This is a genomic window from Agrococcus jejuensis, assembly GCF_900099705.1.
Lineage (GTDB): Bacteria > Actinomycetota > Actinomycetes > Actinomycetales > Microbacteriaceae > Agrococcus > Agrococcus jejuensis.
This window is the reverse complement of the sequence record NZ_LT629695.1, coordinates 2,327,560-2,347,277: the sequence shown is the minus strand read 5'-3', so window position 1 is coordinate 2,347,277 and position 19,718 is coordinate 2,327,560. Positions and strand designations below refer to the sequence as shown.

16 protein-coding genes and 1 tRNA gene are annotated in these 19,718 nt (G+C 73.0%); 6 read left to right on the top strand and 11 right to left on the bottom strand.

Annotation, left to right across the window (positions count from 1 at the left end):
- Positions 1-10: 10 nt before the first annotated feature.
- The 3 genes from BLQ67_RS11080 to BLQ67_RS11070 form a co-directional block, all read right to left on the bottom strand.
- The gene (locus BLQ67_RS11080; RefSeq protein ID WP_092505063.1) at positions 11-1,261 is read right to left on the bottom strand and encodes a sugar ABC transporter substrate-binding protein; all 1,251 of its coding nucleotides are present in this window, start codon (positions 1,259-1,261) and stop codon (positions 11-13) included.
- A gap of 224 nt (positions 1,262-1,485) precedes the next feature.
- The gene (locus BLQ67_RS11075; protein ID WP_092505061.1) at positions 1,486-3,072 is read right to left on the bottom strand and encodes a solute symporter family protein; all 1,587 of its coding nucleotides are present in this window, start codon (positions 3,070-3,072) and stop codon (positions 1,486-1,488) included.
- Positions 3,069-3,434 (bottom strand): DUF485 domain-containing protein, encoded by a 366-nt coding sequence (locus BLQ67_RS11070; protein WP_092505059.1) that lies wholly within the window; start codon positions 3,432-3,434, stop codon positions 3,069-3,071. The genes BLQ67_RS11075 and BLQ67_RS11070 overlap by 4 nt, the downstream gene beginning before the upstream one ends.
- A gap of 171 nt (positions 3,435-3,605) precedes the next feature.
- Here BLQ67_RS11070 and BLQ67_RS11065 point away from each other — a divergent pair, with 171 nt between their 5' ends.
- A complete protein-coding gene (locus BLQ67_RS11065) occupies positions 3,606-5,234 on the top strand; it encodes a glycoside hydrolase family 13 protein (RefSeq protein WP_092505057.1) in 1,629 nt (542 codons plus the stop codon).
- Between the two features lie 97 nt (positions 5,235-5,331).
- Here BLQ67_RS11065 and BLQ67_RS11060 read toward each other — a convergent pair whose 3' ends face one another.
- From BLQ67_RS11060 to BLQ67_RS11050, 3 genes are all read right to left on the bottom strand, one after another.
- Positions 5,332-6,219: an alpha/beta fold hydrolase gene (locus BLQ67_RS11060; protein ID WP_092505055.1), complete on the bottom strand. Its 888-nt coding sequence runs from the start codon at positions 6,217-6,219 to the stop codon at positions 5,332-5,334.
- Between the two features lie 7 nt (positions 6,220-6,226).
- The gene (locus tag BLQ67_RS11055; RefSeq protein ID WP_092505053.1) at positions 6,227-8,098 is read right to left on the bottom strand and encodes a M23 family metallopeptidase; all 1,872 of its coding nucleotides are present in this window, start codon (positions 8,096-8,098) and stop codon (positions 6,227-6,229) included.
- Between the two features lie 406 nt (positions 8,099-8,504).
- Positions 8,505-8,586: transfer RNA gene (locus tag BLQ67_RS11050), tRNA-Tyr, on the bottom strand.
- Between the two features lie 115 nt (positions 8,587-8,701).
- Here BLQ67_RS11050 and BLQ67_RS11045 point away from each other — a divergent pair.
- Both BLQ67_RS11045 and BLQ67_RS11040 read left to right on the top strand, forming a co-directional pair.
- On the top strand, positions 8,702-9,190 hold the full coding sequence (locus BLQ67_RS11045; protein WP_092505051.1) for a YajQ family cyclic di-GMP-binding protein: 489 nt from the start codon (positions 8,702-8,704) through the stop codon (positions 9,188-9,190).
- Complete coding sequence (locus tag BLQ67_RS11040) at positions 9,190-10,656, top strand: phospholipase D-like domain-containing protein (protein WP_092505049.1); 1,467 nt, start codon at positions 9,190-9,192, stop codon at positions 10,654-10,656. Before BLQ67_RS11045 ends, BLQ67_RS11040 begins: the two co-directional genes overlap by 1 nt.
- Before the next feature lie 22 nt (positions 10,657-10,678).
- On the opposite strand, the gene BLQ67_RS11035 is transcribed toward BLQ67_RS11040, so the two are convergent.
- Positions 10,679-14,140: a bifunctional proline dehydrogenase/L-glutamate gamma-semialdehyde dehydrogenase gene (locus tag BLQ67_RS11035; RefSeq protein WP_092505047.1), complete on the bottom strand. Its 3,462-nt coding sequence runs from the start codon at positions 14,138-14,140 to the stop codon at positions 10,679-10,681.
- A 125-nt stretch (positions 14,141-14,265) separates the two neighbouring features.
- Between BLQ67_RS11035 and BLQ67_RS11030 the strand changes: the two genes are divergently transcribed.
- Positions 14,266-15,162, top strand: coding sequence for a LysR family transcriptional regulator (locus BLQ67_RS11030; RefSeq protein WP_092506902.1), 897 nt, complete (start codon positions 14,266-14,268; stop codon positions 15,160-15,162).
- A gap of 9 nt (positions 15,163-15,171) precedes the next feature.
- Positions 15,172-15,576, top strand: a complete 405-nt coding sequence (locus BLQ67_RS11025; protein WP_092505045.1) for a DUF3151 domain-containing protein — start codon at positions 15,172-15,174, stop codon at positions 15,574-15,576.
- 13 nt (positions 15,577-15,589) lie between these two features.
- Here the strand turns inward: BLQ67_RS11025 and BLQ67_RS11020 are convergent, their stop codons facing one another.
- Positions 15,590-15,955, bottom strand: coding sequence for a VOC family protein (locus tag BLQ67_RS11020; protein ID WP_092505043.1), 366 nt, complete (start codon positions 15,953-15,955; stop codon positions 15,590-15,592).
- Between the two features lie 57 nt (positions 15,956-16,012).
- On the opposite strand from BLQ67_RS11020, the gene BLQ67_RS11015 reads away from it, so the two are divergent.
- Entirely contained in the window at positions 16,013-16,492 is a 480-nt protein-coding gene (locus tag BLQ67_RS11015) for a MarR family winged helix-turn-helix transcriptional regulator (protein ID WP_092505041.1), read from the top strand.
- Here the strand turns inward: BLQ67_RS11015 and BLQ67_RS11010 are convergent.
- Genes BLQ67_RS11010 through BLQ67_RS11000 form a run of 3 tightly spaced genes read right to left on the bottom strand, consistent with a single transcriptional unit; the run spans position 16,489 to position 19,642 of the window.
- Positions 16,489-17,856 (bottom strand): FAD-dependent oxidoreductase, encoded by a 1,368-nt coding sequence (locus BLQ67_RS11010; protein ID WP_092505039.1) that lies wholly within the window; start codon positions 17,854-17,856, stop codon positions 16,489-16,491. The two genes, BLQ67_RS11015 and BLQ67_RS11010, sit on opposite strands and share 4 nt — an antisense overlap.
- A gap of 32 nt (positions 17,857-17,888) precedes the next feature.
- Positions 17,889-18,896, bottom strand: coding sequence for a polyprenyl synthetase family protein (locus BLQ67_RS11005; protein ID WP_172802306.1), 1,008 nt, complete (start codon positions 18,894-18,896; stop codon positions 17,889-17,891).
- Positions 18,893-19,642, bottom strand: a complete 750-nt coding sequence (locus BLQ67_RS11000; protein ID WP_172802305.1) for a class I SAM-dependent methyltransferase — start codon at positions 19,640-19,642, stop codon at positions 18,893-18,895. Before BLQ67_RS11000 ends, BLQ67_RS11005 begins: the two co-directional genes overlap by 4 nt.
- Positions 19,643-19,718 lie beyond the last annotated feature (76 nt).

Below are 19,718 nucleotides of genomic sequence, written 5' to 3'. Positions count from 1 at the left end.
CGGGAGGCGCCTAGCCGGCGTCGATCGTGGACTGGATGGCCTCGGCCATCGACGTCCACAGCTGCGTCGGGTCGCCCTGGCCGCCGATGATCTGCGCCTCGGTCGCACCCCACTGGTCCCAGATCGCCGCCATCTCGGGCACGTTCGGCATCGGCACCGCGTCGGCACCGATCTCGCCGAACGCCGCCGTGGGCGAGTCGGCGGGCATGGCCTCGAACGCTGCCGTCAGCGCGGGCGCACGGTCGCCGGCCTCGTAGATCGCCGTCTGCGCCTCCTGCGAGGCCATGTAGTCGGTGATGAACTGCGTCGCCACGATCGGGTTCTCGCTGTACGACGAGAGCATGAAGCCCTGCACGCCCACGAGCGGCGTCGCGGGCTGACCGCCCGCCGACGGGATCGGGTCGATCGCGTACTCGATGCCCGCCTCGTCGAACTGCGCGAGGCTCCACGGTCCCGTGATCGTGTACGGGCTCGCGCCGGCCGCGAACTGCTCCTTCGCGATGTCCTGCGAGATCGAGAGGTTGAGGATGCCGTCGGCACCCCACTGCGCGAGCTGCGTGGCGAACTGCAGGTTGCCTTCGTTGCCGATCTGCAGGTCGCTGCCGTCGTACGTGCCGTCGTCGTTGAGCGCGAACAGCGGGCCACCGTACGACGCCTGCAGCGGGTACAGGTGGTACGGGTCGGCGTTGTTCGGGTCGAGGCCGACGAGCAGCGGGTACTGCGCCGAGCCGGATGCGACGGCCGCCTGACCCGTGGCCACGAGGTCGTCCCACGTCGCGGGCGCCTCGGGCGCGAGCGCCGTGTTGCGCACGAGCGCGAGGTTCTCGATCGACACCGGCACGCCGTACACCGAGCCGTCGTAGCTCATGGCCTCGATCGCGATGTCCTGGAAGTCGCCCGACGCATCCCCGAGCTCGATGGGCGCGACGACGCCGTTCGAGACGAGGTTGCCGAGCGCGTCGTGCGGGGCGATGACCACGTCGGGACCCTCGCCGCCGGGCGCCTGCGTGACGAAGTCGCCCGCGATGTCGCCGAACTCCTTGATGACGACCTCGACGCTCGTGCCCGACTCCTCCTCGAAGGAGGCGATCACGTCGCCGAGCGCATCCGCGCGGTTCTGGTCCATCCAGACCGTGATCGTGCCGCCGTCCTCGCCGCCGCCCGCGTCACCGCCTCCGCCGCCGGTCGAGCAGGCGACGAGCGCCGCTCCTGCCGTGCCGATCGCTGCGAGCTGCAGCAGCCTCCGCCGTCGCATCGTCATGGGTCGCATGGCTCGTGCCCTTCATCGTCGAATGCACCGCGCTCCGTCGCGCGTGCCCCGATCCAAGCGCGCGACGTGCCCCACGGCAAGCCGTAGGGCACGTCTGCAGCGGTTCCGTGTCCGGATCGTGACCACCGGACGGTTGCGAGGTGCGGTTGCTGCGTTCGGGTGCGGTTGCAACCGCACCTCGGTGCAGCAACCGCACCTCGGAACAGGTCAGCCGATCAGTGGTCGCTCGCCTTCGCCGCGTTGGCGCCGGTGAACGAGCGCACCTCCATCTCGGCCTGCTTCGCGTCGTGGTCGGCCTCGGGCTTGCCCACGAACGTGCCGATCACGCCGAGCACGAACGCGAGCGGGATCGAGACGATGCCGGGGTTCGACAGCGGGAACAGGTCGAAGTCCGCTCCGGGGAACATCGACTTCGGGCCGCCCGACACGGCGGGCGAGAAGACGATGAGCACGATGCAGCTGATGAGGCCGCCGTACATCGACCACAGCGCACCCGTCGTGTTGAACCGCTTCCAGAACAGCGAGTAGAGGATGGTCGGCAGGTTCGCCGACGCCGCCACCGCGAACGCGAGCGCCACGAGGAACGCCACGTTCTGCCCCTGCGCCACGATGCCGCCGAGGATCGCGATGATGCCGATCACGACGACCGTGCGACGCGCGACCTTCACCTCCTGCTTCGGGTCGGCCTGTCCCTTCTTGATGACCGAGGCGTAGATGTCGTGCGCGAACGACGTCGCCGCCGTGATCGCGAGTCCGGCGACGACCGCGAGGATCGTCGCGAACGCGATCGCCGAGATGACGGCCATGAGCACGGGCCCGCCGATCTCGAGCGCCAGCAGCGGCGCCGCGGCGTTCTGGCCACCGGGCGTCGACGGGTCGGTGAGGACCTCCGGGCCCACGAACGCGGCCGCGGCGTAGCCGAGCACGAGCGTGAACAGGTAGAAGACGCCGATGATCCAGATCGCCCACACGACGCTGCGACGCGCCTCCTTGCCGGTCGGCACCGTGTAGAAGCGCATGAGCACGTGCGGCAGGCCCGCCGTGCCGAGCACGAGCGCGAGGCCCAGCGACAGGAAGTCGATCGGGTTCGGGTACTGCAGGCCGGGCGCGAGGATCGCCTCGCCCTGCGGCGACGCATCCACGGCGCGCTGCAGCAGCTCGCCGAAGTCGAAGCCGACCATGGCCAGCACGACGATCGTGAGGATGCCGGCGCCGGCCACGAGCAGCACGGCCTTGATGATCTGCACCCACGTGGTGCCCTTCATGCCGCCGACGATGACGTAGACGATCATGACGACGCCCACGATGGCGACGGTGATGCCCGTCGGCACGGGACCGGAGAGGCCCAGCAGCAGCGCGACGAGGCCGCCGGCGCCCGCCATCTGCGCGACGAGGTAGAAGAAGCAGACGACGAGGGTCGCGAGCGCCGCCGCCATGCGCACGGGGCGCTGCTTGAGGCGGAACGACAGCACGTCGGCCATCGTGAAGCGGCCCGTGTTGCGCAGCAGCTCGGCGACGAGCAGCAGCGCCACGAGCCACGCCACGAGGAAGCCGATCGAGTACAGGAAGCCGTCGTAGCCGGCGACGGCGATGGCGCCGCAGATGCCGAGGAACGACGCGGCCGACAGGTAGTCGCCCGCGATGGCGACGCCGTTCTGCGGCCCCGAGAACGAGCGGCCGCCTGCGAAGAACTCCGTCGCGGTCGCGTTCTTCTTCGACACGCGGAAGACGATGACGAGGGTCGCGACGACGAAGATGCCGAACACGACCATGTTGATGACCGGGTTGATCTCGTCGCTCATCGCGCCGCCTCCTCGCCTGCTGCGGGCGCATCCAGCTCGCCGCGCTCCATCTCCTCGCGGATCTCCGCCGCATGCGGGTCGTAGCGCTTGTTGGCCCACGAGCGGTACGCCATGGTGATGCCGAACGTCGTCACGAACTGGCCGAGGCCGAACAGCAGGCCGACCGTGATGTTCGAGTCGCCGACGCGCGTCGCGAAGAGGTCGGGCGCGAACCCGGCCAGCAGCACGTACGCGAGGTACCAGAGCAGGAACAGCACCGTCAGCGGCAGGATGAACGTGAAGAAGGATCGCCGGAGACCTTGGAACTCCGGGCTGGCTTGGACCGCGATGCTGCGGTCGGCGAGGTGGTCTGGGGTCGTCATGGATTCGCTCTCTCCATCGAGGGCGCCGATCGACTCGGGTGTCGTTCGACTCTGAACTACCTGTCTGGCACCGTACCCCGTGTCTCGACGCAGGCGCAGGCATCCATCCACACGCCGACGAATCGGCGGATGCGCTCGAACGGCGGCCCGCGTGCCCCGTAGCCTGGGGGCATGTCCGACGTGACGACGACGCAGTCCGGCGCCGAGTGGTGGCGCACCGCCGTGATCTACCAGGTGTACCCGCGCAGCTTCGCGGATGCGTCGGGCGACGGGATCGGCGATCTCGCCGGCATCGCCGATCGCCTGCCGCACCTCGCCGCGCTCGGCGTCGACGCCGTGTGGCTGAGCCCCTTCTACCGCTCGCCGCAGCACGACGCCGGCTACGACGTCGCCGACTACCGCGACGTCGACCCGCTGTTCGGCTCGCTCGCCGACGCCGACCGGCTCATCGCCGAGGCGCACGAGCTGGGCCTCAAGATCGTCGTCGACCTCGTGCCGAACCACACGTCGAACGAGCACGAGTGGTTCCAGGAGGCGCTGCGCGCCGCGCCCGGCTCGCCCGAGCGCGCCCGCTACGTCTTCCGCGACGGCAAGGGCCCCGACGGCGCCGAGCCGCCGAACAACTGGCAGTCGGTCTTCGGCGGCCCCGCCTGGACGCGCCTCGCCGACGGCCAGTGGTACCTGCACATCTTCGACACCTCGCAGCCCGACCTCGACTGGCTGAATCCCGAGGTGCCCGACATGTTCGACGACGTGCTGCGGTTCTGGCTCGACCGCGGCGTCGACGGCTTCCGCGTCGACGTGGCGCACGGCCTCATGAAGGCGCCCGGCCTGCCCGACATCGACGAGGACGCCGTGACGACGGGCTCGATGGAGTCGCCGTTCTTCGGCCAGGAGTCGGTGCACGAGGTGTACCGCCGCTGGCACCAGGTGCTCGCCGAGTACGACGGCGATCGGATGCTGTGCGCCGAGGCGTGGGTGCATCCGCTGTCGAAGATGGCGCGGTTCGTGCGCTCCGACGAGATGCACCAGGCGTTCAACTTCGTCTACCTCGAGACGCCGTGGGATGCGAGGCGCCTGCGCGAGGTCATCGACGAGTCGATCGCCGAGTTCGGCGCGGTCGGCGCCCCCTCGACGTGGGTGCTGTCGAACCACGACACCATCCGCCACCGCACGCGCCTCGCGCTCGTGCCGCAGCCGCCGCACGGCGTCGGCATCGGCCCGACCTCGGAGTCGAAGGCCGACCCCGTGGTGTCGCTGCGCCGCGGCCGCGCAGCGACGGCGCTCATGCTCGCGCTGCCCGGCGGCGCATACGTGTACCAGGGCGAGGAGCTCGGGCTGCCCGAGGTCGTCGACATCCCCGCCGAGGCGCGGCAGGACCCGACGTTCCACCGCACGAACGGCGAGATGTGGGGCCGCGACGGCTGCCGCGTGCCCATCCCGTGGGAGGCCGACGCCCCCGGCTACGGCTTCAGCCCCACGGGCGAGTCGTGGCTGCCGCAGCCGGCGTCGTGGGCCGAGTACGCGCGCGACCGGCAGGCGGGTGTCGCGGGCTCGACGCTCGAGATGTACACGCAGGCGCTGCGCCTGCGCCGCGAGCACGGCCTCGGCGCGGGCACGGTCGAGTGGCTCGACGTGGGCCCCGGTGGCATCGCGTTCCGCAACGGCGACGTCGTGGTGATCGCGAACATCGGGCACGACGCCATCGACCTGCCCTCCGGCCAGCTGCTGCTCGCATCCACCGAGCTGCACGCGGCGTCGCTGCGCGCCGACGAGACGGCCTGGGTGCTGGTGCGCTGACGCCGTCGTCGTTTGCGTATTGCAGGCGATTCCGGGTCTTGAGGGGAATGTTCCCTCGAGAGGCGGAATCGCCTGCACAACGCATCCCGCGGAGCGGTCAGCGGGAGGCGTCGGCCGCCGCGAGGGCCGGGGCGAGGGCCTCGCGGACGGCGTCGTGCGCCTCGAGCTGGGCCCAGTGGCCGACGCCCGGCAGCGCGACGAGCGTCGCGTGCGGGATGCGGTCGGCCGCGAGCCGCGAGCCCTCGATCGGCACCATCGGGTCGGCCGTGCCGTGCACGAGCAGCGTCGGGGCCCGGATGCCGGCGACGCGGTCGCGCAGGTGGTGCGGCATGCCGCGCCTGGCGATCGCCCACCGGTTGTACGCGCCGTAGGCGAGGCCCGATCCCGGTGCCCGACCCTCGGCCGCGAACTCGGCGACGACCTCGGGCGGCAGCGTCGCCGGGTCGCTGACGAAGCCGCGGATCGTCGCGCCCGCGAACCTTCCTGCAGCACGCGTCAGGGGTCGCAGCAGCGCATCCGGCAGCCGCGTGCCCGCCCACGCGAGCGCGTGCAGCGCCGACCCTCCGACGCGCGCCACGAGCCCGCCGGGCGCGATCGCGACGAGGGATGCGACGGCGTCCGGATGCCGCAGCGCGAGGCGCAGCGCGACGTCGCCGCCCATCGAGACGCCGATCACGACGACGCGCGGCAGCGCGAGGGCGTCGAGCAGCTCCGCGAGCAGGTCGGCGAGCGCATCCGCGTCGCCGATGGGCTCGATGCCCTCGGTGCCGCCGAAGCCCGGGAGGTCGGGCGCGACGACCGGTCGGCTCGGGGCGAGCGCCTCGACGAGCCGGAACCACGAGATGCCAGCGGCGTCGTAGCCGCCGCCGTGCACGAGCAGCACGGGCACTCCCGCGCCCTCGTCGGCGCCGCGCAGGACGCGCATCCGCCCACCGCGCAGCGGCACCCACGACTCGCGCGCTCCCGGCGGCACGAGACGAGGCATCGTGCGGCTAGGGCTCGAGGATCTGCTCGCGCGTCGCGAGCCAGACGAGCGGGTCGACCGACGTGTAGTCGCCGTTCTTGATCTCGAGGTGCAGGTGCGCACCCGTCGAGCGGCCCGTCGAGCCCACGGCGCCCAGCTGCGTCGTGATGTCGACGACCTGGCCGGCCTCGACCTGGATCGAGCCCGCCTGCATGTGGGGGTACCAGGACTGGAAGTACTCGCCGTCGATGTTGTGCTCGACGATGACCTCGTAGCCACCACCACCGGGGTTGTTGCCCTGCCAGATCGCGACGACGACGCCGTTCGCGACCGGGTACACGGGCGTGCCCGCACCCGGGATGAGGTCGACGCCGCCGTGGAACGAGCCCCATCGGTAGCCGAAGCCGCTCGACACCGGCACCTCGGCCAGCGACGGGAACGGCGACTGCGTGTACGACGTCTCGAGCTGCGACCAGACCTCGGGCATCGCCGGGTCGCCGCCGTAGTACGGGCCGATGTCCTCGGAGTCGGCGACCGCCTGCAGCGACGCGAGCTCCTCGGGGCTCATGCGGGCCGACGCGAGCGCGTCGTCGACGCCGAAGTCGTCGCGGGTGAGCACCGCCGTGACCTCCTCGGCGCCGTGCGCGCCGCTGCCCGTCGTCACGTCGAGCTCCTGCTCGACCTCGACGTCGCCGTACGCGCCGGTCGTCGACGACGGCTCGGACGGCGAGAACGCCTGGGCCGGCAGCGACGTGACGGCGACGAACGAGCCGATGCTGAGGATGACGCCGGCGGCGGCGAGGCGCTGCATGGCCTTGCGTGCGGCTCCCGAGCGGGCACGGCGGCTGGGACGCACGACGGGCGCGTGCGCGACCGGGCGGCGCGTGACGGTCGCGGGCTTCGGCGCACGCGCCTCGCGACGCAGCGGGCTGCGCACGGGCGTCGAGGCGACGTCCTCCTGCTCGCCACCGAGCACGGCGGCGACGGCGGCCGACACCTCGTCGCTGCTCGCGGCCTGCGCGGCGCGGCGCTCGGCGCGCGTGACGACGCGGTCGGATGCGGCGGGCGCGGATGCGGGGGCAGCGGGAGCGGATGCGGGGGCCGCCTGTGCGGCGAGCGCGACGGTGGCGGGCTCGGGCTCGACGGCGACGGATGCGACCTCGGGCTCGACGACGGCGGTCTCGATCGCGACGGGCTCGGCCGTCGGCGCGTCTGCGCGGTCCTCCTGCGGCACGGACGCAGCCACGAGGTCGCTCCAGGCGGCGGCAGCCTCGACGGGCTGGGCGGCCGCGCGACGCGAGCGGCGCGACGACGTCGTGCGCTCGGGAGCGACGCGCTCGGACGCGGGCTCGACCTCGATCGGCGTCTGCGCGACGACGGACTCGGCAACGACGGGCGTGGCCTCGGCGACGATGGGCATCGCCTCGACGGGCGCCTCGGGTGCCGAGGCCTGCACGGCCATACGACGCGCGCGACGCGACGACGGTGCGAGCGGGGCGGCGGGCTCGGCGACCGCATCGGCGACGACGGGCGTCGGCTCGACCGGCGAGCGGTCGGCCGCGCGGCGCGCGCGCCGGCCGGCGGCAGCGGACTGCTCGGCGACCGGTGCCTCGACGGCGGGCGCGGGCTCGGCCACGACCTCCGGCTGCGGCACCTCGAGCACGGGCTCGACGATCACGGGAAGGTCACGCGCGAGGCGCGACGCGGACTCGCGCATCTCGCGGCGCGTGCGGTACATCGGCGATCCGCCGTCGACGACGCGCATCGACGAGGACGGCTGCGGGGAGTCGGCGTAGAGGGCGCGGTGCGCGGCCTCGCGCTCGCCATCGCGGCGGCTGCGACGGGTCGACGGCGCGTCGAGGTCGGCGTCGGCCTTGGCCGACTCGTCCCTGTGCGTCACGTCGTGGAGTCCTTCGGAGCTGCTCGCTGAAAAGTCTTCTGCCTCCCGAGGGTACCGGGGACCCAGGAAGGCAGCAGCGTCCAAGGTAACAGGATGGTAACGACGAGGGCAAGGCCGAGTGACGTTCCTTGGGGGATGCACAGGGTTCCGACACCGCGTCGGACCGCGACGATCGCGGCGGGCAGCGGCGCGTGGAGGCACCTTTCGAGGCTCGCTTCGCTCGCACCTCAAGGAGCGGTCGACGGGCACCGCGCCCGCGCCAGCACGCGCATGGCCGCGTCGAGCGGGGACGTCGCGTGGTCTCGTGCCGCGGAGGCGCTGCGCGCCTGCGCTCCTCGACCAGCTGGATGGACGAAGGAGTGGTCACGAGAACGACGAAGGCCCCGCATGAGCGGGGCCTTGGCTGTGGCGAGTGAGGGATTCGAACCCCCGAATGCTGAGCAGTCTGATTTACAGTCAGATCCCTTTGGCCGCTTGGGTAACTCGCCGATGCCCACGAAGGGCAGAGATCAGGATAGCAACACGCAGCGGCGCCGATGACCACATGCGCCCGATGCCCCGCGACCCGGGGTCGCGGCACCCGCATCCGCCATACTCGATGGCATGGCAGATTCCTCGTTCGACGTGGTCAGCAAGGTCGATCCCATGGAGGCCGAGAACGCGGTCAACCAGGCGCGCAAGGAGGTCGAGCAGCGCTACGACTTCAAGGGCGTCGGCGCCGACGTCGCGTGGCAGGGCGAGCGCATCCTGCTCAAGGCCTCCACGAAGGAGCGCGTCGAGGCGGTGCTCGACGTCGTGCAGTCGAAGTTCGTGAAGCGCGGCATCGAGCTGAAGCAGCTCGACGTGGGCGACGCGTACCCCTCCGGCAAGGAGCACCGCATCGAGATCGGGCTGAAGAACGGCATCGGCACCGAGGATGCGAAGAAGGTGCAGAAGATCATCCGCGAGCAGGCGCCGAAGACGGTGAAGTCGCAGATCCAGGGCGACGAGCTGCGCGTGTCGTCGAAGTCGCGCGACGACCTGCAGGGCACCATCCGCCTGCTCAAGGCCGCCGACGTCGACATCGCGCTGCAGTTCGTCAACTTCCGCTGATGCTCGACCTCCTGCCCGACACGGGGCTCGGGCAGGGCTTCGCGATCGCGTTCCTCGTGATCGACATCCTGCTGCGCATCGCGGCCGTGATGGTGGTGCCGTACAACCGGCGCCCGCCGGCGGCGATGGCGTGGCTGCTGCTCATCATGGTGCAGCCCATCGCGGGCTGGCTCATCTTCGGCACGCTCGGCCACAACCGCCTCCCGCGTGGTCGGCGTCGCAAGATGCTCGCGCTGCAGGACGTCATCGGCGAGGTGACGCGCGACATCCCCGACGAGGAGGATCCGCAGCGATCGGCCGAGTGGCTGCCCGGCGTGCTGCAGATGCTGCGCGCGCAGACGTCGCTCCCCCACCTCGGCGGCAACGCCTGCATCGTCCACGACGACTTCGCCGAGCAGGTCGCCGCGATGGCGACGGCGATCGACGGCGCGCAGCGCTACGTGCACGCCGAGTTCTACCTCATCGTCTCGAGCGAGGCGACCGAGCCGTTCTTCGCGGCCCTCGAGCGCGCCCGCGGTCGCGGCGTCGAGGTGAAGGTGCTCGTCGACCACGTCACGAGCGTGCGGTACCCGCGCCGCAAGGAGACGTTCGACCGCCTGGATGCGATGGGCGCGCAGTGGCAGGACATGCTGCCGCTGCGACCCCTGCGCGGCCAGTGGCAGCGCCCCGACCTGCGCAACCACCGCAAGCTCATGGTCGTCGACGGCGACGTGGGCTTCACGGGCTCGCTCAACCTCATCGACCCGTCGTACCTGTGGGCGAAGAACGTGAAGCGCGGCCTCGAGTGGAAGGACACGTGGCTCGAGGTGCGCGGTCCCGTCGTGCGCGAGATCGACGTGCTGTTCCTCTCCGACTGGTGGGCGGAGACGAACGAGCTCGTCGACCAGGGCGTCGGCGATCCGGCGAGGCCGGGCGAGGTGGAGGCGTCGGTCGTGCCGAGCGGGCCGGGCTTCGAGGGCGAGAACAACCTGCGCCTCTTCCTCGAGTGCATCCACACGGCCGTCGACCGCATCACCATCGTGAGCCCGTACTTCGTGCCCGACGACGCCATGTCGTACGCCATCACGTCGGCGGCGATGCGCGGCGTGCGCGTGGACCTGTTCGCGAGCGCGATCGGCGACCAGTTCTGGACGTTCCACGCGCAGCGCTCGTACTACGAGACGCTGCTGCGGGCCGGCGTGCGCATCTGGCTGTACCGCGAGCCCGTCGTGCTGCACTCGAAGTTCATGGTGTTCGACGGCGAGCACTCGATCTTCGGCTCGTCGAACATCGACATGCGCTCGTTCGGCCTGAACTTCGAGATCTCGATGCTGCTCGAGGGGACCGAGATGGCGGATCGGCTGCAGGAGATCGCGGAGCGGTACCGGCGCTCGTCGAGCGAGCTCACGCTCGAGGCATGGCTCGACCGGCCGCGCATCGGGCAGATCTTCGACAACGTGGCGCGCCTCACCTCCGCGCTGCAGTAGCCGCGGGGGCGAGGCGCGCGCGTCACCGCCGTCCCAGCGGAGCCAGGGTGGGGATGTCGTGGCGGCGCGGGGTGCCGAAGCGGTGCGCCGAGATCGACACCGCCTGCTCGCGCAGGAACGTCAGCAGCTCGACACGCCCCGCCGACAGCACGGGACCGACGTAGAGGGCGACGGCGGGCGAGCCGCCGACGGCCTCGGCGGTCGCGGCTGCCGTCGCGCCGACGAGGCGCACGCGGCCGCCGGTCTCGACGAGGCGCGCGGCGCGGGTCGCCCACGCGGCGGCGTCGTCGACGACGACCGCCGCACCCGCAGCCTCGAGCCAGGCGACGACGCCGGCCGGCAGCGCGTCGCGCACGCTCACGGTCAGCGCCCCACCGGCGCGCACGCCCGCCGCGGCCACGCGCACGACCTCGACGACCGACGCGTCCGCGGCACGCACCGTGACCGGCACCGCCTGGTGCCGCAGGGCGTTCTGCTCCGTCTCGAGCCCCGTCGCGTCGTGCACGGCGCCCAGCTCGTCGCTCCACGCGACGGCATCGGTCGCGAGGGCGGCGCGCAGCCACGCCTCGTCGGCGGCCGTCGCGTCGGGCAGGGCGGCGACCGCCGCCTCGGCGAGCGCGTCCGGCGCCTGCGCGGCCGGCGCGGGGGTCGCATCCGCCCATCCGCTCAGCCCCACGAGGTAGCTCGGACCGCCCGCCTTCGTGCCGGCGCCGACCGCGGCGCGCTTCCAGCCGCCGAACGGCTGGCGACGCACGATCGCGCCCGTCGTGCCGCGGTTGACGTAGAGGTTGCCGGCCTGCACGCCCGCGAGCCAGCGCTGCACCTCGTCGTCGTCGAGCGCGTGGATGCCCGACGTGAGGCCGTACTCGATCGCGTCGACCATGGCGATGGCGTCGTCGAGCGTCGCCGCCGTCATGATGCCGAGCACGGGGCCGAAGTACTCGGTCAGATGGAAGGGCGAGCCGGCGCGCACGCCCTCCTTGATGCCCGGCCGCCACAGCGAGCCGGCCTCGTCGAGGCGCTCGGGCTCGAGCACCCAGCGCTCGCCGGGCTCGAGCGTCGTGAGCGCGTGCAGCAGCTTGCCGTCGGCCGGGCCGATGAGCGGTCCGACCTTGCTCGTGCCGTCCCACGGCAGGCCGACGGGCATCGAGCGCACGGCATCCACGAGCTGGCGACGGAAGCGCTCGGAGGTGGCGACCGAGCCCACGAGGATCACGAGCGACGCGGCCGAGCACTTCTGGCCCGCGTGGCCGAAGGCGGAGGCGGCGACGTCGCGCGCCGCGAGGTCGAGATCGGCCGACGGCGTGACGACGATGGCGTTCTTGCCGCTCGTCTCGGCGAGCAGCGGCAGGTCGGGGCGCAGCGCGCGGAACCGCTCGGCCGTCTCGTAGCCGCCCGTGAGGATGACGCGCTCGACGGCCGCGTGGCCGACGAGGTGCGAGCCGAGCGGCGGGTCGGCGAGCTGCACGTAGCGCAGCACGTCGCGCGGCACGCCCGCCTCCCACAGCGCCTCGACCATGACGGCGCCCGAGCGGCGCGCCTGCCGGGCGGGCTTGATGACGACAGGCGAGCCGGCCGCCAGCGCTGCGAGCGTCGAGCCCGCGGGGATGGCGACGGGGAAGTTCCACGGCGGCGTCACGACCGTGAGCCCCACGGGCACGGGCGTCGCGCCGTCGATGCGCTGCATGGCGAGGCCCTGCTCGGCGTACCAGTGGGCGAAGTCGATCGCCTCCGACACCTCTGGGTCGCCCTGCTCGAGCACCTTGCCGCACTCGGCACCCATGACCTCGAGCAGCTCGGCCCGGCGACGCTCGAGCACCTCGCCCGCGCGGTGCAGGATCTCGGCGCGCGCCTCGGCGCCCAGCGCACGCCATCCGGCACCCGCCGCGACGGTCTCGGCGACGAGCGCATCGACGCCCGCGGCGTCGTGCACGAGGTGCGTCTCGGCGGTGGCGACGCCGAGGCGCGAGTCGGCCATGCGGGCGCGGATCGCGTCGCCCCACGCGCGGTTCGCCGCGAGGCTCGGGTCGCTGTCGGGCGCGTTGTCGAACGCGCCGCGCAGGCTCGGCACGGGCTCGGCCGTGCGGTCCTGGATGCGCGCGGGCGCGGGCACGTCGACGGGCATCGCCGCGATGGCGGCGAGGAAGCGCTCGCGCTCGCGCGCGAAGAGCACGGGGTCGTCGCCGAGGTCGAAGACCGCCGACATGAAGTTCTCGTGCGACGCGCCCTCCTCGAGCCTGCGCACGAGGTACGCGATCGCGACGTCGAACTCGGCGGGGTGCACGACGGGCGTGTAGAGCAGCAGCGACCCGACGGTGCGGCGCACGACGGCGGCCTGCGCCGTCGCCATGCCGAGCAGCATCTCCACGTCCATGCCCGCGGCGGCGCCGCGGCGCTCGGCGAGCAGCCACGCGAGCGCGACGTCGAAGAGGTTGTGGCCCGCGACGCCGATGCGCACGGCGCGCACGTGGTCGGGGTGCAGCGCGTCGTCGAGCACGGCCTTGTACGACGCATCGGTCTCGACCTTCGAGCCCCACGTCGCGAGCGGCCAGCCGTGCACCTCGGCGTCGACGCGCTCCATCGGCAGGTTCGCGCCCTTCACGACGCGCACCTTGATGGGGGCGCCGCCCGCGTCGACGCGCGCCGTCGCCCACGCGCGCAGGCGCTGCATGGCGCCGAGCGCGTCGGGCAGGTACGCCTGGATGACGACGCCCGCCTCGAGGCCGCGCAGCTCGGGCTCGTCGAGGATGCGCATGAAGACCGCGAGCGTGAGGTCGAGGTCCTTGTACTCCTCCATGTCGAGGTTGATGAACTTCGTCGCGCCCGCGGTCGCGGCGAGACGGTACAGCGGCAGCAATGCCTGCACGGCGTCGTCGACCGCCTCGTCGAACGCCCACGGCGAGTGCGGCGCGACGGTCGACGACACCTTGATCGACACGTAGTCGACGTCGTCGCGCGCGAGCAGGGCGCGCGTGCCCTCGAGGCGGCGGGCGGCCTCCTCGTCGCCGAGGATCGCCTCGCCGAGCAGGTTGACGTTGAGGCGCACGCCGTCGGTCTCGCGCAGCGTGCGGATGGTGCGGCCGAGGCGCGCGTCGGTCGCGTCGACGACGAGGTGGCGCACCATCGAGCGCAGCACGCGGCGCGCGATCGCGACGACGGGGCGGGGCGCGAGCGGCGCGACGGCGCCGCCGAGCGCGATGGCCCAGCGCAGCGGCGGAGCGAGGAACCGCGGCGTGAGCGGCACGAGCTCGCGCAGGGCGCGGGCGGCGACCGCCGGGTCCTCGGGGCGCACGACGCCGTCGACGAAGCCGACGGTGAACGCGAGGCCGTGCTCGTCGCCGAGCACGCCCGCGAGGCGCTGCGCCGCAGCGTCGACGGGCTCGGCACGGCTCTCGTCGAGCCAGCGGCGCACGAGCGCGACGGCCTCGTCGGCGAGGTCGGCGACCTCGGCGCTGCGGGTCGGGGTGGGCTGGATGCTCGTCATGGCGTCCCCTCGCTCTCCGGGCGGCGCACGCTGCCCTCGATGCGATCCTGCGCCGCCGAACCGTTCGTGAACAGCGCACGTCTACGATGATGACCATTCGACGGCATCGAACGATGGGAGACGGCGTGCTCGAGCTCCGACGCCTGCGCCTGCTGCTGGAGCTTTCGCAGCGCGGCACGATCGCCGCCGTCGCTGCGGCGTTGTCCTACAGCCCCTCGACGGTGTCGCAGCAGCTCGCGCTGCTCGAGCGCGAGGCGGGCGTCGCGCTCACGGAGGCCGACGGCCGCCGCCTGCGCCTCACCGACGCCGGCCACGCGCTCGCTGCGCACGCCGCGCGGGCGCTCGCGCTCGACGAGGAGGCGCGCGTCGCCCTCGCCTCCGCCACCGCGACGCCCGTCGTGCGCCTCGCCGTCATGCCCACGGCCGCCGAGCACCTCGTGCCGCCCGCGCTCACGCTGCTCGCCGCCGACGCGCACCCCGTGCGCGTCACGATGGCCGAGCTGCCGCCCGAGGTCGCGCTCGACGAGCTCGCCGCCCGCGGCTTCGACCTCGTCGTCGCCGAGCAGTACCCCGGCCACGCGCGGCCGCTGCGCGAGGGCATCGAGCGCACGCTGCTGGGCCACGACCCCATCCGCATCGCCGTGCCCGCCGACGACCCGGCCACGTCGATCGCCGACCTCGCCGATCGGGCGTGGGCGCTCGAGCCCGAGGGCGCCGCCGTGCGCGCGTGGTCGGTGCAGCAGTGCCGCGCCGCGGGCTTCGAGCCCGACGTGCGCTTCGACGCCACCGACCTCGTCGCGCACGCGCGTCTCGTCGCCGCGGGACACGCCGTCGCGCTGCTGCCCGACCTCGCGCTCGTCGGCGGCACCGAGGGCATGCGGCTGCTCGACCTGCCGGGCTCGCCCGTGCGCGAGGTGTTCGCGGCGACGCGCGTCTCGTCGCGCGGCGCCGCCGCCGTCGTGCGCGTGCGCCAGGCGCTCGCCGATGCGTTCGCGGCGCTGCCGACGCCAGCGCGCCCGTAGGGTCGAGGCATGCAGAACCTGCTCGACGGCCCGCCCGAGACGCTCCTCCCCGCCGACTCCGGTGCCCACGCGCTCGCGGCTGGCGCGCACGAGCGCGACGTCGCGGCCGCGCATCCCGACTCGGTGCTCGCGTGGGCGATGCTCGCCGAGGAGGCGCTCGCCTCGGGCGAGACGATCGAGGGCTACGCGTTCGCACGCACGGCCTACCACCGCTCGCTCGACGCGCTCCGACGCAACGGGTGGCGCGGCCAGGGCCCCGTGCCGTGGTCGCACGAGCCGAACCAGGGGTTCCTGCGCTCGCTCGCGGCCCTCGCGACCGCATCCGAGGCGCTCGGCGACGCGACCGAGGCCGAGCGCTGCCGCACGTTCCTGCGCGACTCGAGCGCCGAGGGCGCCGAGGCGCTCGGCCTCTGACGCCCTCCGACGCTCAGGCGCGGTCGTGCAGCGTCACGAGGTAGCCGTCGGGGTCGACGAGCGTGCACGTGCGGCCGAACGGACCGTCGAACGGGGCGACGGCGATGGCATGGCCGTCGGCGACGAGCGCGTCGTGGATCTGCTGCACGTCGGTGGCGTGCAGCCACAGCGCGACGCCGAGGCCGGGCTGCGAGGCGTCGAGATCGGTGCCCTCGACGAGGTCGCGCAGCGCGAAGGCGATGGGCGTCGTCGTGAACACGACCGCGTGGGGCGGGCCGGCTGGCGAGCGCTCGAGGCCGAGGTAGCGCTCGTAGAAGGCCTGGGATCCGGCGAGGTCGCGGACCTGCAGCGAGACGAAGTCGGGGCCGGTGACGGGCATGGTGCTCTCTTTCATGTCAGTTGGTTGACATGCTCCAGCCTATGTCAGACTGCTGACATGCAGCGACCCGCCGACGGCATCCACCTCGACACGTCGCTCGGCTACGCGCTCAAGGAGGCGTCGAGCGCGCTCCGCGCCGCGATGGAGGATGCGCTGCGCCCGCTGGGCATGACGATCACCCACTACTCGTGCCTCGAGCTGCTCGCGCAGCGCCCAGGCATGTCGGGCTCCGAGCTCGCACGCGGCGCGTTCGTGACCCGCCAGTCGATGCACGTGCTGCTGCAGACGCTCGAACGCGACGGCGCCGTCGAGCGCCCCGCCGAGGACGCGGTCGGCAAGGCGCTCCCCGCCCGGCTCACCGACCGCGGGCGCGCGAGCCTCGCGGTGGCGACCATCGCGGTGCGCGACGTCGAGCGGCGCATGCTCGGCGAGCTGACGGCCGGCGAGCAGCGCCAGGTGCTGGGCGCGCTGCAGCGCATGGCGCGATCGCTGCGCGCCGACACGACCGCCGGCGACGCAGCCGCCGCGAGCGACTAGCGCTCGGCGCGCTCCGTCGCCCGCGAGATCGCGATCATCTCGTCGCGCGGCACGACCTTGATGCGCGCGCGGCCGTGCGGCTCGCCGAGGCCCATCTCGTGCTCGTCGAGGCGGATCCAGCCGGCGATGTCGGTCCAGTCGACGCCGCGCTCGGCGAGCAGCGCCGGGATGGCCTCGGCGCTCGCGTCCTCGGGCGTCCACCACGACAGCTCGTCGGCGAGCAGCTGCTCGATCGTCTCCTTGGCGTCGGACTTCGTGTGGCCGATGAGGCCCACGGGCCCGCGCTTGATCCAGCCGGTGGCGTACACGCCCGGCATGGGGCGGATGCCGTCGACGACGCGGCCGGCCTCGTTCGGGATGACGCCGCGCAGCTCGTCGAACGGCACGCCCGGCAGCGGCGACGAGAAGTAGCCGATGGCCCGGTAGACGGCCTGCACGGGCACGTCGCGCAGCTCGCCCGTGCCCTCGATGCCGCCCTGACCGTCCGGACGCGTGCGCTCGATGCGCAGCGCCGTCACGCCATCCTCGCCGACGACCTCGACGGGCCGCGACCAGAAGTGCAGGTGCAGACGACGGGATGCGGAGCCCGTCTCGCGCGCCCGCCACTGGTCGAGCACGCGCGAGATCACGAGGATCTGCTTGTTGGCCTTGCGGGCCTCCTCGTCGGGGTCGACGCCGAAGTCCTCGTCGGAGAGGATCATGTCGACGTCGCGCAGCTCGCCGAGCTCGCGCAGCTCGAGCGGCGTGAACTTCACGTCGAGCGGGCCGCGACGACCGAAGACGTGCACGTCGGTGACGGGCGACGCCTCGAGGCCCTCGACGACGTTCGCGGGCACCTCGGTGGGCAGCAGGTCCTCGGGGTGCTTCGCGAGCATGCGCGCCACGTCGAGCGCGACGTTGCCGACGCCGAGCACGGCGATGCCCTCGGCCTCGAGCGGCCACGTGCGCGGCACGTCGGGGTGGCCGTCGAACCACGACACGAAGTCGGCGGCGCCGTACGAACCGGGCAGGTCGACGCCGGGGATCACGAGCGGCGCGTCCTTCACGGCACCCGTCGCGAAGATCACCGCGTTGTAGTGGCGCTGCAGATCCTCGAGCTGGATGTCGACGCCGAAGCGCACGTTGCCGAAGAAGCGCACGACGCCCGACTCGAGCACCTCGCGCAGCGCCGAGATGATGCCCTTGATGCGCGGGTGGTCGGGCGCGACGCCGTAGCGCACGAGGCCGTACGGCGCGGGCAGGTGCTCGAAGAGGTCGATCGACACCTCGCCGCCCGTCTCTGCGACGGCCTTCTTGAGGATGTCGGCGGCGTAGATGCCTGCGGGACCGGCGCCGACGACGGCGACGCGGAGCGTGGTGGGCATGGAGGGTCCTCTCGAGCGCGCGCGGCGCGCGGCTAGCGGGTGCGGGTGACGAGGGATGCGGCGAACGCGTCGAGCGCGTCGCGCACGGGGCCGGCGGGCAGTGCCGTGAGCGCCTCGTGCGCGCCGTCGCGCCAGCGCTCGGCCTCGGCGAGCGTGTCGAGCGTCGCCGGGTGCTCGCGCAGCCTCGCGACGGCGTCGGGGAAGTCGTCGCCCTTGCGGTCGATGTCGGCGAGCAGCGCCGCGGCGTCGGCGTCGGATGCCGCGGCGGCGCGCAGGCGCAGCAGCGGCAGCGTCATGACGCCCGTGCGCAGGTCGGTGCCGGCGACCTTGCCGGTCTCGGGCGACGACGACAGGTCGAGCACGTCGTCGACGAGCTGGAAGGCGACGCCGATGCGCTCGCCGAAGTCGCGCAGCGGCTGGCGGCACGCGGGGTCGGCGTTGCCCATGAGCGCGCCGAGCTCGGCGGCCGAGGCGATGAGCGAGCCCGTCTTGTCGGCGAGCACCTGGATGTAGTGCTCGACCGGGTCCGCGCCCTGCGGGCCGAGGGTCTCGTGCAGCTGGCCGAGGCACATGCGCTCGAACGTGTTCGCGTGGATGGCCGCGAACTCCGGCCCGAGGCGGGCGCCGACGGCGCCGGCGCGGGCGAAGAGCAGGTCGCCGGCGAGGATCGCGACGGAGTTGCCCCAGACCTCCTGCGCGGCGGGCACGCCGCGGCGCAGCGTCGCCCGGTCCATGACGTCGTCGTGGTACAGGCTCGCGAGGTGCGTGATCTCCACGACCTCCGCGGCGGCCACGACGTCGTCGGTCACGCCGTCGCCGAGCTGGGCGGCGAGCATGACGAGCATGGGACGCGTGCGCTTGCCGCCCGCATCCTTCAGGTACCGCGTCATCGAGTGCGCGATGGGGTCGGTCAGCGCGACGTCGCGGTCGAGCGCCTGCTCGACGAGCTGCAGACCGTGCTCGAGGGCGTCGACGAGCTCGCGCTCGGGACCGGCGGCCTCGTCGAGCGTGATCCCGAGCGAGGCGGCGAGGCCGCTCACGCCGTCGCCTCGTCGGCGGCGGGTCGCTCGATGATGGCCATGCGCATCGTCTGCTCCGTGGGCTTGCGGCCGCGGTGCAGTGCGACCGCGCCCATCGTGAGGTTGCGGTGGGCGACGCGCGTGAAGCCGGCGCCGCGGATCCACCGCGAGAGGGTCTCCTGGTCGGGCCAGGCCTCGATCGAGTCGACGAGGTACCGATACGACTCGGGGTTCGACGACGCGAGGCGGCCGATGACCGGCACGGTGCGCATGAACGCCTTGTGGCCGGCGCGGGCGACGCCGAGCGGCGGCTTCGACGCCTCGCACACGAGCAGGCGACCGCCGGGCTTCAGCACGCGGAAGAACTCCGACAGCGCCGCCCTGGGGTTCTGCACGTTGCGGAAGCCGAACGAGATGGTGACGGCGTCGAACGTGTCGGCGTCGAACGGCAGCTCCTGCGCGTCGCCCTGCACGAACTCGATCTCGGGGTAGCGGCGGCGCCCCTCCTCGATCATCCCGGCGCTGAAGTCGAGCGCCGTCACGAGCGCGCCCGCCTTCGCCATCGGCGCCGACGACGTGCCCGTTCCTGCGGCGACGTCGAGGATGCGCTCGCCGGGCTGCGGCGCGACGGCGCGGTTCATCTGCAGTCGCCAGAGCCGGTCGTTGCCGAGCGTGAAGAGCCCGTTCATGAGGTCGTATCGCTTGGCGGTCGCGTCGAACATCGCCGCGACCTCGCTCGGGTCCTTGCCCAGGTCCGCTGCCCCCACGGCATCCATCCTACGGTGGCGCGCATCCCCTCGTCGGGGCCGATCCGCCAGCGTGCGCTGCGAGCGTAGGCTGGTC

Bases quoted from the DNA above. Each gene is read 5' to 3' on its own strand.
- BLQ67_RS11080 (WP_092505063.1), bottom strand. From the start codon at position 1,261: ATGACGATGCGACGGCGGAGGCTGCTGCAGCTCGCAGCGATCGGCACG.
- BLQ67_RS11075 (WP_092505061.1), bottom strand. From the start codon at position 3,072: ATGAGCGACGAGATCAACCCGGTCATCAACATGGTCGTGTTCGGCATC.
- BLQ67_RS11070 (WP_092505059.1), bottom strand. From the start codon at position 3,434: ATGACGACCCCAGACCACCTCGCCGACCGCAGCATCGCGGTCCAAGCC.
- BLQ67_RS11065 (WP_092505057.1), top strand. From the start codon at position 3,606: ATGTCCGACGTGACGACGACGCAGTCCGGCGCCGAGTGGTGGCGCACC.
- BLQ67_RS11060 (WP_092505055.1), bottom strand. From the start codon at position 6,219: ATGCCTCGTCTCGTGCCGCCGGGAGCGCGCGAGTCGTGGGTGCCGCTG.
- BLQ67_RS11045 (WP_092505051.1), top strand. From the start codon at position 8,702: ATGGCAGATTCCTCGTTCGACGTGGTCAGCAAGGTCGATCCCATGGAG.
- BLQ67_RS11040 (WP_092505049.1), top strand. From the start codon at position 9,190: ATGCTCGACCTCCTGCCCGACACGGGGCTCGGGCAGGGCTTCGCGATC.
- BLQ67_RS11035 (WP_092505047.1), bottom strand. From the start codon at position 14,140: ATGACGAGCATCCAGCCCACCCCGACCCGCAGCGCCGAGGTCGCCGAC.
- BLQ67_RS11025 (WP_092505045.1), top strand. From the start codon at position 15,172: ATGCAGAACCTGCTCGACGGCCCGCCCGAGACGCTCCTCCCCGCCGAC.
- BLQ67_RS11020 (WP_092505043.1), bottom strand. From the start codon at position 15,955: ATGCCCGTCACCGGCCCCGACTTCGTCTCGCTGCAGGTCCGCGACCTC.
- BLQ67_RS11015 (WP_092505041.1), top strand. From the start codon at position 16,013: ATGCAGCGACCCGCCGACGGCATCCACCTCGACACGTCGCTCGGCTAC.
- BLQ67_RS11010 (WP_092505039.1), bottom strand. From the start codon at position 17,856: ATGCCCACCACGCTCCGCGTCGCCGTCGTCGGCGCCGGTCCCGCAGGC.